Below are 13,685 nucleotides of genomic sequence, written 5' to 3' on the forward strand. Positions count from 1 at the left end.
GTACCCCAAGGACCCGGAACCCGCCCACCCGACGCGCCAGTCAGGCCCAACTCACACACAAACCGTCAAAACCGCCCAAACAAGACATCGGAAGACGCGCCGGGACCCCATTAAAAAGTAGCGCTTTTCATTACAACGACTCAGACAACTGGTCGAGATCCCTACGTACGGGTCCAGAAATTGGAATGCGTGACCACCACCATCCACGTATCTCAGATTCATCGCCACTGAGCCCGATAACGACGCGGTCCTTATCTTCTTCTGTATATGAAAGAAATTTTGAATCTACCTCACTGAGTGCAATTAGAAAATTCTTCGCCTCACCCTCAGGGACCAACTCAAGTCCCCGGGCGACGAAATCCCGAAGGAAGTCGGCAGCAACCAAGTCATGCGCACCCCAGACAGACCTGTCCGAATCGGGAAGTTCGAACTCCTTCTCGATCCGAGTCACATGCTCGTACCATCCAAGCAGTAGCGTGACCAGATCCAACATTTGCGCTGGCGCGACGCTGACAACAGTTCGCCCAAGGCGGTCCGCTTCAGCCGCGCCCAGGTGGCGACATAACCAATTACGCGATTCAACGTGTGACATTACCTCATCTTTCCGGGTAGTAGGCTGTCGATTTCCATGGCTTATCCCAGTTGACAATGACACGAACGCCACCATGGTCAAATCGAGATGAATTCTGCCCTGGCAACTGATGCGGTCCAGCTTGCCTCAACGTGGTCTCCACCTGCGCCGGCGAAGGCCTTCCCATTGCCGGGTTTCCCCCACCCGTGTGCCCGTGCACAAATTGAGTGATCTCATCCAAGGAATAGTCGCTATCGTGGAAGATTTGCCCGCCAAGCTGATCACCATTCGTACCGCCATGCGGAACCTTGCAATTCGGTCCCGTGTTGTGGACGAGTACCGGCGCGGTTCCTGCCAGCACATGATACGTGTGGATATCGGCTACCGTCAGGTTATAGGCGGGCGCCCGATGAGCCGTTCTCGCCACGAGCCCGGCGACCAGGACAGCGCGCCCGGTGACGCTGAGGAGCTTTTCGCCGGACGATAGTTCGTCGGCGCGTTCGTAGCGGCCATCGGTTACTGACCAGAAGGGGTGGTCTTCGGTTGTGGTGACCTTGCCGCCGGCGACCACAAGGTCTGTCAGGGTGTCGTCGTGTACCCACACCTGCAGGACTGTCTTGCCTGCTTGTTCGCCCGATTCGGGGTCGGTCGCGAGGACTTTGTCTCCAGGTCTGATCTGCTCGATGGGTTTGCGGGTTCCATCGGCCATTAGGACTGCGGTTGCGCCTGCAAAGCTACATCCAACTCCTCTGAATTTGGCCCACGCGGACGTGAACTTGGCTCCGAGACCAGTACCTCCGTGACCGGCTGTATTTCTAGCGGCTGCGGCAAGGGTGGAGGCTAGCTTGCCGCCACCCTTGGTGCCGACTAAGGCTTCACTGAGCATAAAGGAGACTCGACCGGTTGCTCTGGACTTTTCACCTGCCGCCCAGTCTTGTTTGACCGGGTCCACCATGGCATCCCAGAGAGACTTGGGGTCACGCACGACCGTTTTCACGATGTTGACCTGTGCGGAGCAGTCGAGCAGCGCGTAGCACTGGAAGCTCATCTGGCTGCTTGCAACAAAGCCTTTTACCGTGTCGAGGCCCTGTGCGCCCATGCCTGCCTGGTAGTCGAGGAAGGCGTTCTTGCCGCGGTCGAGGTTGTGGGCAACCTTGCCGACGAAGCCACGGAAGCCGGTAGCGTGGTGGTTGTCGTTGCCACCGCCTCCGTTGCTGCCGCCGTTGTCGCCGCCGCTATCACCGTCGTTGGTACCACCATCATCGTCGGGCTCGGTGGTGGTAGGGGCAGGGCCGGTGGGGCACGGACCTGAGCAGCTGGTGCCGCCGCCTGTTTCCTCGCGTTCCTGAAGGCCAGTGGGGTCGGACACCGTCGCAGGATTGTTGGACCCATACGTGTAGCCGAGCATTTGGTGCGGATCGGTTGTATCCATCAAGGCGTCGACGCTGATGAAGCGGCCGATACCGGGGTCGTACTCGCGGGCGCCGATGTGGGTCAGGCCGGTGAGTTTGTCTTCGGGTTTGCCCAGGAATCCATGCTCGTTGGGCCACGTGACTGGTTCGGGGCCGCGGCGTACTCCGAAAGGGTTGGTGTAGCGCTTGGTGACGGCCAAGGTCTTGGAGTCGACCGCGACGCTGGAGGTGCCGTGGTGATCGGGAACGAGCCACTTGAGGTCGGTCGCACTCGATCGGACGGCGACCACCTGATTGTTGATCGAGTACTCGCGCTTCGATGTGACCGTCTTCGTGGCCTTGTCGAGAGTCAACTCCAAAGAGCCGACATAGAGGATCGTTTCACTCGGGCTCTTACGCAGGACGAGTCCGCCGTCGGCGTCGTAGATGTACGAAGTGTCGCCTGCCACGTTCTCGAGCTTCTGCAGCTTGTTCTCGGCGTTCCATGTCAATGCCTGAACGCCGCTGTCCGGGTCTGGCCGCTGTGTAGTGTTTCCACCCGCGTCATAGGCATAGCTAGCGATCGGTCGCGGCGCCGCACCGGTCGTGGTGATGGACTTCAGCGAATGCGGCTGCGCCGTGTTGTAGGCATAGGTCGCCGTCGTGTTGCCTGCAGAAGTGTGGTCGGTCTCGGTCTGCCGGAGACCGTTGGGAGTGAAGGTCCACGACTGCCAGTACGGCGCTGGTCCACCAAGCCCGGCGACGGACGGCGCTGCGGCGCAATCCGCGTTCCTGGGCGACCAGGCCTCGGTCAACCGGGCGTGGCCGTCGTACTTGTAGCACTGGGCGTCGCCGTCGACCTTGTTGTCGTCCTTCAACAGATTGCCGGCCTGGTCGTAGGCGTAGTGATGATTGGAGAACGTCGCGACATCGCCCGACTCACTCGACAGAAGCCGGCGTGTCCCTTGCTCGAACTCGTTGAGGATGTCCATGTTCTCCGCAGTGCCGAGCTCATAGCGTTGCGGGTCACCGAGATCGGTGTACTGGACTTCGTTCGTATAGGTCGCGTCGCCACTCTTCATCGAGATCGGCTGCCCGAGCTCGTTGTACGTGTAGTACAGCTTCTCGTTGCTCAGCGTGCCGCGGCCAGGGACAGCCGTGAAGTCGATCGTCTCCGCATCGGGCCGGTAACCGGTCGCCGTCGTGTAGGTCCCGGCGAGTTCCTTCCCTTCGGACTCCGGGATGACCAGGTGGGTCTCCTTCGGCTTGTAGAGCTGGTTCCGATCGACGATCCGGGACCTGTACACCGGACCTGCCTTGCCTACCGTGTATCGACTGCTCTGATAGAGCTGGCCGAGATTGCCGGACAGGTCGTAGTCCCAGCTCAGTCGCAGGTTCGCGTCTGTCTTCGCCCCCTCGTGAACGCTGACCTTACGATCGAGATTGTCGTAGCTGGTGATGAGCTTCTTCTGGTTTGCATTGGTCAGCGCGATGAGCCGGTCAGCGTTGTCGTACTCGTAGGCGGTCGTACCGGAATCAGGGTCGGTCGAGCTGATCTTGCGGCCGACAAGGTCATAGTCATAGGTCCAGGTCGCTCCTGCGGTGGTGAACTTCGCGACCTTGCCGCTCGTGTCGTAGGTGTACTTGCTCGCAATGTAGTCCGCTGTCACCGCCGAGCCGTTGTACTCACGCCGCTCGATCACGCGACCGCGTGAGTCCTTGATCTCCGATGTGGCCGGAGCCCCCTTTGGCGGCAGGGTCGTAACGATGTCGCCGCCGTAGATGGTTCGCGTCGACCACTGGGGAACGGCTGCCGATGCATAGGTGGATTCCGTCGGGCGCCCGGCACCGTCATAGGTCAGCAGGGTCTGATTCGGAACTGCGGTGTCGAGAACAACAGCGAGGTTGCCCGAGGGCGCGGCAGAGTTCCAGAGGTCGTTGTTGTGCAAGACCGGCAGACCACGAGTGTTGTACTTCGTTTCGCTGATCAGGCGGCCGCCGTTGGGAGCGACCGATTGCACCTGCCGGCTGCGCAGGAGTGAATCGTAGATGGCGTAGCCGGACAGATAGCCGTCGGCGGAGGTATTCAGGTCGTCAGTGCGCACGTACGACGGAGCCGTTGCTGACAGGTTGTACGCGTAGCGCATATTGGGAAGCTTGTTCTCAGCCTTGGGCTGGTTCGGCAGCCAAACGGCCGTCAGCCGCCCAAGCGCGTCGTACTCCAGGTCAGTGATCTTCTTGTTCGGATCTGTCTCTTGAGCCTTACTGCCCCATTCCGGGCGGTAGGTGGTCTTGGTCTCGAGTTTGGGGCTGTTGGGATTGGCCGGATTGATCGGCGGCGACCAAGTCGTCGTCTCCTGCAGAGGACCGCTACCGGCCGGCACGTAAGCCGTCCGGGAAGTGCGTTCCAAGGAGTCAGTTACCGCAGTCGGCCTGCCAAGGGCGTCATACGTCGTTGTGGCAATGGTCTGGTAGCTCGGTGCCCCGCCCGAGGTGTAGCCGGTCGCCCGCTCAACCGTGCGTAGCTCACCCTTGGTCGGAGCTTGACCGAATGAACCCTCGTCGTAAATTTTTCGCAGGTCCGAGATGAATCTGCTCTGTGGCGGGTTGGCGGACTCCTCGTCACAGCGGCCCTTCGAGACCACGGCCCGCGAAACCAGGTTTCGCAGTCCGGTCGTCGCGTTCTTTGCGTAGGAGGTGACGGTGCAGAACGGGTCAGACTTGCCCGGCTCGCCGAGGTCCTCGGACGTGGCTGGGAGACCGGTGTCGGTGTCGTACGTCGTCGTTGCCTTGTTCAGCAGAACCGGACGGCCGCCGTCACGGGGTATCCGAGCTGTCACGGTGGACGGCTTGACGAGGTTCGCGCGCCTGATGATTCTCTTCGCGACCGGGACAGTGGTCGGGTCGACCGTCTGTTCTGCGGTCTCGTGGACCCAGTAGTCGGTCACTGAGCCGGAGATCTGGGTGTTGCTGTCGATGGCCGCATAGGTGATCGCCTCCCGGACGAGGCCCGCAAGCTCTGGCGCGTCGACCGCCGAGCCTTCTTGGGTGTCGGGAATCGACACCGACTTGCGATCGCCGTTGGCATTTGACCAGTCGCCATTCATCCCGCGGAAGTATGAAGTCACTGTTCTCGACTTCGGGCCTTCGGCCGCCGGGTCTCCAGAGCTGGTCGTGACAGTCCGGAAGCCGCGCCATTCGGACCAGGTACGTTCCTTCGGGGGAACCAATGGGTTCTCCGAGTAGTGCCACGCACCGCCACCGCCGTAGGTGTAGTTGGTCACGACCGGATCGGCGCCTCCGGTCACGTCGTTGACCCTGATCTGGGTGACGACATTCCGGTGGAACCAGTCGTCCATCTCCGCCGACTGCGGCGGTTGCCAGCGCACGGGATAACAGCGCAACGCATTGCTGGCCGCAGATGCCGGCATCTTGCCTGGATCGGAGTTGGTCTTGGCGCGGCACTCCGGCTGCGCGTAATTCACGGTGATCTGAGCACCTGTCTCGGTCCAGATCGTACCGACCCGGAGTTTCCGGAGCGGTGAGATGCCGTCGTTGACCGAGTCGACCCGGTTCGAGAGGCCGAACTCCTTGAACGTAACGGTTAAGGGGGACGCAGCGGCTCCCTGAGCTCGTCCCGTATGGGTTACCGATTTCAACCACAGGGCGCTGCCCGACACCTCGTCGCCGGAAGCCAGGAAGTCTTGGGTCAACTTCCAGTGATCGACGTCATGCGTGAAGACCCCCGTCAGCACCTTGGTGGTGACCTCCTCAAGTCGACGACGCGAGAAGAACGACGGTCCCACCTTTGTGCAGGTTGCACCGGCAGCACAGATCTGGTCGAAGGGCACGTCCGGCCAGCGATGCTTCGTGGCACTCGTCAATGACGCACAGTCCTGCAGGCACCGCTCCTGGGTGCCGAACACAACCTGCATCGGCGCGTTCGAGGACATGGAATCTTTGTGCTGGCCGTACAGAATCTTCGTCGGATACCCACCCCGCACATACGGCTTCGAAGCCTTCGTGTCACCGTTCTTTGCGTAGTAGTTGATCTCTTTGTCGTACCACAGCGTCATCGTGTTGCCGTGTGTGTCCTCGACGTAGTCCAGATTCCAGCGCCAGGCCTGGTTGTCGCAGAATGAACTGGCGAAGCCCGCTGCGGAGTTGCATGGTTCGCCGCTACCGTTCCCTGCAACCGGAACCGTCCAGACCGAGTTGGTCGCCGGGACGTCCTTTCCCGGCAGAACGTCGTCACGGCCGAAGTGGTACTTGGTGCCGTCGGCGGTGGTGACCACCCACGACTCGTTGTCGTTGTCGCCGTTGCCGGTCGGATTGACGACCTTGTCGATCCTCGATCCGTCGTCGTTCTTGAGCCGCCAGCCGTTGGCGCCCTTGACCAGTTCACCGCCCTGGCCGTTGAGCGCAAGGGTCGCGTTCTCGTACTTCCAGCAGAAGTCGTACTTACCCGCCTGGCCATCGTCGTTGCACGACACGTACTTGCGTTCGATGTAGGACTGACTCAGATCGAATCCTTCACCGATCCAGGACGGCTGGCTGTTCGATGCCGCGGTACGGCCGTCGACGGACTGCGCCGAATAGTCGATCGAGAGGCTCGGAGCAGGGCCGGCCGGAGCCGGCGGGACACGCAGCGGGTAGTTCCAGGTGAAGTCACCACTGTTCCGTCCAGCCGACCACGACGCGGAAGGCGACAGGGCGGTCGCCCCATAGTCGCCGCTGCTCGATTCGGACGCCGCGGTCACGGCCATTACTCGCTCGTCGGCTCCGAGCGAGACCGGCGCGCTGAGCGTCTTCTGCTGTTGGTGGTTGACCGAGCCGGTGACGGGACTCGGAGTCGAACACCCAGCTTTTGCCGGTGTCGTCAGAACACATCTGGGGAGTGATACCAGCTGAAGTCGCGATGCCCAGTCACCGCCGCCGGCCTGCGCGAAAGCCGAGTAGTCGACCGTCAACTCGGCCTGCGATTCCCCCGATCGCCCATCCGCACGGGCAACGGTGAGCAGAAACCCGGAGACGTCTGCGGCGTCCGCCTTCGAACGGTCGAGGACCTTAAGGCGCGCAGCGCCGGGCGCGAGAGCGCCAACCTTTGCCCGATCGGCCCGAGCACTCAAACGAACCGCGCCAGTGGACCCGGGCGCCTTCAGAACGCCCGAGGCTCCAGACAGTTGGACAGTACGATCGCTTGCCTCGGGCCAGGTTGGCGGCTGTGGAGCCGGACCGGCGCGCATCGCCGATGCTCGCTCGTCCTCGGACTTCTTAGCCGCAGCCGTGTCCATCGGGTGGACCTTTGCGTCCTTCCGATCCGCCAGCGCAGGCGGCGCGGAACCTTGTGTATCGGCTCGCGCGCTGGTGTCCTGGGCCGTCAGCACCGTTGTTAGCAGCGCGGCCGCCGAGACCACGAAGACAACACCTCTGAGTCGTTTCGACATCTCGATCTCCTATCAGCCGGCCGGCGTCGAGCAGCCGTTGCCGCTGAGCTCGGGGAATTCTCTGCAGACTGCGCTGTCGGTCAGCGGTCCGACGTACATCCGAAGTTCGTCGATGAGACCTGCGAATTCGGTTGCAGCGGCACGCCCCTTGCCGACAACCGTGTTGCCCAGGCGGTAGGGCGACGTGTGGTCCCGATCTCCGTCGGCTTTCACCTGGTTGTTCGCAGTGAGGGTGATCCGGCCCAGCCGATCCTGGTTCGCCCAACCTGGTCGGTTCGCGTCGTACGTTGCGACGAGAAGCTGCCACTCGGTCGACACGACCTCATGGAGGGCCTTGGCGGTTGCCGGTGGATCTTCACCTGCTCCGTCGGCACGCGCCCGGGTGAACTTCCACTCTCCTTGGAAGCCGTCGTCACCCGGATCCCATTCCAGCCGCCAGGCATCCCGGTCGACGCCTGCCTGACGTGCGATCACCGCGGGCTTCGACGGATCGGAGAGCTTGACCCAGACGGCAACCGAGAATGTCGTCCCAGCGTCAACAAGAGGGCGCGGCAGCGAAAGCGCCTCGCCGGGCGCACCGCTGAATCGAAGTACTCGTCCGCGATCATCGTCTTCGACGAACGCCGTGGATTGATCGCTGCTCGCACCAAATCCGGACATCACCATGTTGGCGCCGTAGACCGACTCTTCGGTACGCCACACCTGATCTGCGCCTTGGGAGGCGCCGTCGAGCCGCCAACGGGCAGCCTGACTGACGACGGCCGCTGAGTCTGCTTGAACGTTCGTCAGACTCATGACAGCCGCGTCGCTCATCGCCCGGTTCCAGATCTGGACCCGGTCGATCGAACCGGGGAACCGGTTCTTGAAGACGTCGTTGTACTGCCCTCTGCCGACGCTGATCGGTCCCGCTGCCTTCCAGGCCTTGTCGGCCGGAAAGGCGACGTCGCCCTGCGACTGAAGGCGCCCATTGACGTAAAGCTGTATCCGGTCGGTCGCCCTGTCGTAGACGCCCGTCAGATGCGTCCACGCGCCGAGGACCGCCGGCTCTTCGGATGAAGCCTTCACAATCGCCGGGTTCATCGCGTCTGTGGCCATCCGTTGGAACACCCATTGTTTGGCCGTAGCCGAATAAGTGAGTTGGAAAGCACTTGCGACATTGCCCGCCGCACTGACGACAACCGCATCAGCAGGTGTCCACAGACGGACCCAGGCCGACACGGTGAAGCTCTTCGATGTGTCGACCGTCGTTGTCGGTGTCTCGGCATAGTCGTTCACACCATCGAGGCGGATGGAATTTCCATCGCGGCCTGCGTCGTCGAACGCCCCGCCACCGGACACGGTCAGCGGGTGAGCAGGAGTCGCCTTATCGGCAGCTGTCGTCCCGGTGCCGTCATCGAACGACCAGTCGCTCACCGGCGGGGCAGCGCTCTGAACGTTGATCACGAACGACGCCGGCTTGCCGACGTGTCCCGCTGGGTCATAGCTGACGACGGTCAGCCGGTTCCTGTTGCCCTGTGGCGGAATCAGAACCTTCGTCGGTATGCGTCCGCTGACTGAACGATGGGCTTCACCGTCAAACCAATATTCATGGCGGACTACATCCGGTGCTTCCCTTCGAAGGTGAAGCTGACGCCCTCGCCAAACGGGGCCACCTCTTCGCAGGTGGACGGGGCATTGTGGCAGTTCGGCACATCGCGAGTGCCGTACTTTGCCGTGACAACCGGCGGCGGTGGAGCGTCTCTGTCGACTTTGAAGAAGCACGGCCCTCGGTATTCGGAGACAAGAGTCTCGCCACCAGGAATCGGATAGACCGTTCGGGCTCGATAGTGATAGGTCGCGCCGTCGAGAAAGATCTTTGCTGCGTCCGTGTTCGGGATCGAGATTTTCTGGACCGTACCCGGCAGGTCGGGGCCAAGCCTCCTGGACCAGTGCAGGCGCCCGGTACTCGAAAAAATCTCGAGGTCGGATTGGAGTCGAGCGTTGGGCTCGTTGACGCGGCCTTGCAGGATGGGCTCGACCGCGAACTGGATATTGAAGGATCCGACGTTCACCGGGTCGGCAGCGGTGTCGCAACCCGTCGCGGGATCGGTGAGACCCAGCTGGCGGGGAACGTCTGGCGGCGTCACGTAGGAAATGCGAAGGACACTGTCGGACTTGAATTGCTTCCAGGCAAGGCCGTCTTTTTCATCGGTGGCACGGAGCCGGAAGGTCGCGGTCCCGTAGCCGTTCGCGGCAGTATCGGCGATCGCAGGTGTCACGTCGAACTCCACGTACCCATCCGGACAGGCTGAGCTGTAACCCTTGGCGAAGCTCTGGCTTCCGGCCTCCATCTGCACACCAGGCTGGTTGTTCCAGGTCGTGCGCGTCGTGATGGTAGTTGTGCGGCTGACAGTGACCGACTTCTTCTCGCAACTGGCGGAGTGTGTCTCGTAGGTCTTCATGACCGCTTCGGTAATCTTCTTGCCACGGAACTGAGCCGTGTCGTACTGGAAGAACGAGCGGACGATCTTGTGCTGCTCGTAGGACTCGTAACCGACACCAAGACTGTGGCTGGTATTGAAGAACGAGGTGGTCGGGTAGAGCTCCCAGGCAGCTGCCCAGGCAGTGCGTCCGACAGGCTTCGTCTCCGGATCCAGGACGACGGGGTAGACAGTCGAGGAGGCCTTGAGCAGTTCGGCGTTGGGGATCATTGTCAGGCCGCTCTCGTCTCCGCGCAGCTCCATCTCGGAGGCGTGAGCACCTGCAGGCCCGTCCTCCACCAGCTGAGCTGACTTACGCGGTACGACGGCCTTTCCTTGCGGACTGGACTTCGCGGAATCCCACATGACCGCGTCCCCCGCCGTCAGAACCAGCCGTCCGTCAGCAGCGACGTAGGCCGGGCCTTCGGGGCGGTTCGTCCGCAGTGACAGACCTTCGGTCTCGACCGGGAAATGAATCGACTTCAGAGCGGGGTCGGAACCCGCCTCGCGGGTCTTCACGACCAGGTTGTAGCTGAAACCTTCAGACGTTGCGTCCAGGACGAGGTCCACGCCTTGCAGAACCTCGGCGTACGTTGCGGTCGAGCCGTTGAGGGTCGGCCGCGGGAGGGTCCAGGGCGAGTTCAGCGTCCAGGTTCCATCCGGGACGCCCGTCGTCCCGATCCGGCCCGCGCCACCGCCGGAGAGTGAAATCTCGGATGCTGCAGCCTTTGGGCCGACCGTCCCATCGGAACGGAACTCCAGTGTGGTGTCGATCGTATGCCAAGCACCGTCGCGCTTGACCCGAACCGGACCGTTCGACGTCTCCGCAGTGAAGGAACCGTTCGCGTTAGCGAACGTCTGCGAGGTCTCCGTGGTGAGATTGGCGATCTCGACCGGCGACCCGCTCGTGGCAGCGAACTTGGCGGCTTCTGCGCTGTCTCGCCCGACCTTCGAGACTGGTGGAGGTGGGGCCGCAGCAGCCGGGAGGGCGTGCAGACCTGTGGCCAAGACGGCCAATGCTGTTAGTACGGCTGCTGAAGCTCTGGCGCCACTTAGGCGCGCCAAAGCAGCACGAGATCCCCGCGTCACGTTCCCCACCCCACTGTTGTTCGTTTTCCCGAGATTGCTAACTCTGGGTCTTTCTGGCGGTCACCACCAGCGACAACCCATACAAACGACCCATACAAATGCGGTTCGCTGAAGGTGTTGGGTTGCACGCGTGGCTGTGTGGTTCCCTCCCCAGGGCGGCAGCGAGTCATCCTGCCGCCCGGAGACGGAACGTGTCCATCAAATTGCACTAAGTTGCAGAACCCGGGGCCGTGCGGTGAGTGGTCGGGCTATTCGTCTGGGGAGTGCGAGTCCAGCCAAGATGCTGCTTGGATAAGGAGTTGTGGGCGGGACCTTTTCAGGTAGCTGGTGCTGAGTTCGGCTTGTGGCGTGCCGAGGGCTCGGGCCAGGGCTGCGAGCGCTACCCGTTGGTCGACTTCGCCGCCAAGCGCCTTGGTGCAGGCGTTGAAGACGGACTGGAACAGGGTGCGGTCGCGGTTGTGTCGTAGGTACTCGCCAGCAGCCGATAGGGCTACCTGCTGTACGTCCCCGTCGGTGTCCCAATCGACGCCTGCGACGAATCGGCGGAGGTCGCTGAGGTATTGGTCAGACTTGCCCCAGAACGTGCATAGCGTTTGTAGCGCGAGCCGAGCCAGCATTGGGTCTTCTTGGCAGTCGAGGAAGGAGGCGACGAGCGATTCGTGTCTCGTCGCCCCTGTTCTGCCGACGACATACAGCAAGCGGTACGTCGACTCCCCCGGCGCCTCGCTCTTCAGCCGTTGAACGACCTCGTCGACATCAGCCGTTGACAAGCTTCCGTCTTTGGCACGGGCAACGAGTTGCTGAACAGGCAAGGCACTCGGGTTCATCGGAATCAGGCTCTCATCATCTAGCGCCCGCAGCGGTCTGGGTCGGGGTAGTCGGCGCAGAGCTTGGTGGGTGAGAGTTCGCCTACGTAGAGGCGGAGGTCGTCTAGGCGGCCGGCGAAGGGGGCGCCGGTAGAGCCGGGTTTGCCTAGGACGGTGGAGCCGTCGCGGCGGGCTGCGGTGAGGTAGGCGTTGTCCAGGGGGAAGCCATCCAGGGAGACTCGGATCTCGCCTACCGGGTCGCCTAGGGCGTTGGTGCCTTGGGCGGTGTATTCGCCGGTAAGGAGGTGCCAGTCGCCTGGTGGGGTTGATTCGCGGTCGGCGGCGCCGATGGCGATGGCTTCGGTGGTGCCGTTGCCGTTTGCTCGGCTGAAGGACCAGCGGGTGGAGTATTCGTCGCCGGGGTCGTAGGAGAGACGCCAGGTGTCTTTGGTGGTGGTGCCTTGGCGAACGATTGTGGCCGGCTTGGTCGGGTCTGCGAGCTTGACCCAGACTGCGACGGCGAAGCTGGTGCTGGCGTCGACTGTTGGGCGGCTGAGGCTCACGTTTTCGCGGGTGGCGCCGGTGAGTTCGAGGACCTTGCCGTGGTCCGGGTCGTCGACGAAGGCCTGGGACTGATCGGAGCCGCGGAAGCCGGAGACGGTCAGGTCTGCGGCGCGGATTCGGTCCGGCGAACGCCAGACCTGGTCACTGCCGCGCAGGGCTGTGTCGAGGGGCCAGTACGACGCCTCGCCGGTCGCGACCCGGTCGTTGACGCGCGGGTTCTGCAGGGCGAAGAGCTCCTCTGGCTGCAGTACGCGCTGCCAGATCTGCAGGTGGTCGAGAGATCCTGCGAAGTTGCCGCCGGTCACGCCGCCCAGGAGGCCGCGCCCGACGGTCAGGGCGCCGGTTGCCTTCCAGGCGTTGGCGGCCGGGGATGCGGTCTCCTGCTGGAGCCGGCCGTTGACGAACAGCTTCAGCGTTCCAGAGGGGGCGTCGTACGTCGCAAACAGGTGTGACCACGTGCCGTTGACGGGTGCTTCTTTCGACGAAGCCTTGTAGAGCGTCGGGTTGGGAACGTCGGCTGCCGAGCGCGCGAAGACCCAGCGCTTGCTCGCCGGGTCGTAGCCAAGACCGGCGGCGCTGCTCTTCGTACCGTTGACGGCGGCTACCACCCCGAGCTTGGTCGCACTCGTGGGGCGCACCCATGCGGAGATCGAGAAGCTCTGCGAGGTGTCGACCACGGACTCGGTCGCCGAGGCGTAATCGTCGGCGCCGTCGAGCACCAATGCACCGTTGATGCGTCCGGTCGACTCGAAGGCGGCGCCGGACAAGGTCAGCGGGTGAGCGAGCCCTGGGCCGTCGACTGCCGTCGTACCGCTGCCGTCGTCGAATGTCCAGGAGCCGACCGGGCCGGGCCGCGGGGCGATGTTCAGCACGAAACGCGTGTCATCGCTGAACTGGCCGATCGAGTTGATGCTCTGCACGTTGAGCGTCGTGAAGCCGGAGTCCGGAGCCTCCAGGTCGATCGTCACCGTCGATCCGTCGGCCGAGCCGCGGTTCCCGCTGCCCGTCCACCGGTACGTGTAGCTGGCGACATCGGGCGAGGCCGGCTTGAAGGTAAAGGTGATCTTCTCGCCTAGGCGGGCGACCTTCGCGCAGGTCGTCTGGGTCTCGCAGTTCGTGAGTGGAGTGCCTTGGTACGTCGCTGTGACGTCGGGCGGAGCTGGACGATCAGTCATTGCTGCTGTTGCTGTGGGCAACGCAGCGGCGACCAGCGCCAGCGCGGCAACGAATGGCACGAGCAGGCGGCGTGCGTGTTTCATGTGGTCCCTCCCCAGGGCGGATTCAAACCAACGGGCCATCTTGCCGCCGCGGGGCGGAGGGCGTCTATGAAATTGCACTTAGTTGCAGAGGGGCAGGGC

Annotated in this window: 6 protein-coding genes; 1 reads left to right on the forward strand and 5 read right to left on the reverse strand. The window is 62.9% G+C overall.

Annotated elements, in window-relative coordinates:
* Positions 1 to 596 precede the first annotated feature (596 nt).
* Positions 597 to 6,038: a polymorphic toxin-type HINT domain-containing protein gene (locus E1263_RS20240; RefSeq protein WP_165956690.1), complete on the reverse strand. Its 5,442-nt coding sequence runs from the start codon at positions 6,036 to 6,038 to the stop codon at positions 597 to 599.
* Positions 6,039 to 6,234: 196 nt separating this feature from the next.
* Between E1263_RS20240 and E1263_RS42795 the strand changes: the two genes are divergently transcribed.
* Positions 6,235 to 6,474, forward strand: coding sequence for a hypothetical protein (locus E1263_RS42795; RefSeq protein ID WP_165956691.1), 240 nt, complete (start codon positions 6,235 to 6,237; stop codon positions 6,472 to 6,474).
* A 947-nt stretch (positions 6,475 to 7,421) separates the two neighbouring features.
* Here the strand turns inward: E1263_RS42795 and E1263_RS20245 are convergent.
* From E1263_RS20245 to E1263_RS20260, 4 genes are all read right to left on the reverse strand, one after another.
* Positions 7,422 to 8,852 (reverse strand): LamG domain-containing protein, encoded by a 1,431-nt coding sequence (locus E1263_RS20245; protein ID WP_165956692.1) that lies wholly within the window; start codon positions 8,850 to 8,852, stop codon positions 7,422 to 7,424.
* 152 nt (positions 8,853 to 9,004) lie between these two features.
* The gene (locus E1263_RS20250) at positions 9,005 to 10,876 is read right to left on the reverse strand and encodes a DNRLRE domain-containing protein (RefSeq protein WP_132169630.1); all 1,872 of its coding nucleotides are present in this window, start codon (positions 10,874 to 10,876) and stop codon (positions 9,005 to 9,007) included.
* Between the two features lie 329 nt (positions 10,877 to 11,205).
* A complete protein-coding gene (locus tag E1263_RS20255) occupies positions 11,206 to 11,784 on the reverse strand; it encodes a hypothetical protein (protein ID WP_132169632.1) in 579 nt (192 codons plus the stop codon).
* Positions 11,785 to 11,804: 20 nt separating this feature from the next.
* Positions 11,805 to 13,586: a LamG domain-containing protein gene (locus E1263_RS20260; protein ID WP_165956693.1), complete on the reverse strand. Its 1,782-nt coding sequence runs from the start codon at positions 13,584 to 13,586 to the stop codon at positions 11,805 to 11,807.
* Positions 13,587 to 13,685: the final 99 nt, after the last annotated feature.

Source organism: Kribbella antibiotica (genome assembly GCF_004349055.1).
In the GTDB taxonomy this organism is placed as follows: Bacteria; Actinomycetota; Actinomycetes; order Propionibacteriales; family Kribbellaceae; genus Kribbella; species Kribbella antibiotica.

Bases quoted from the DNA above. Each gene is read 5' to 3' on its own strand.
- E1263_RS20240 (WP_165956690.1), bottom strand. From the start codon at position 6,038: ATGACGCTGTGGTACGACAAAGAGATCAACTACTACGCAAAGAACGGT.
- E1263_RS20255 (WP_132169632.1), bottom strand. From the start codon at position 11,784: ATGAACCCGAGTGCCTTGCCTGTTCAGCAACTCGTTGCCCGTGCCAAA.
- E1263_RS20260 (WP_165956693.1), bottom strand. From the start codon at position 13,586: ATGAAACACGCACGCCGCCTGCTCGTGCCATTCGTTGCCGCGCTGGCG.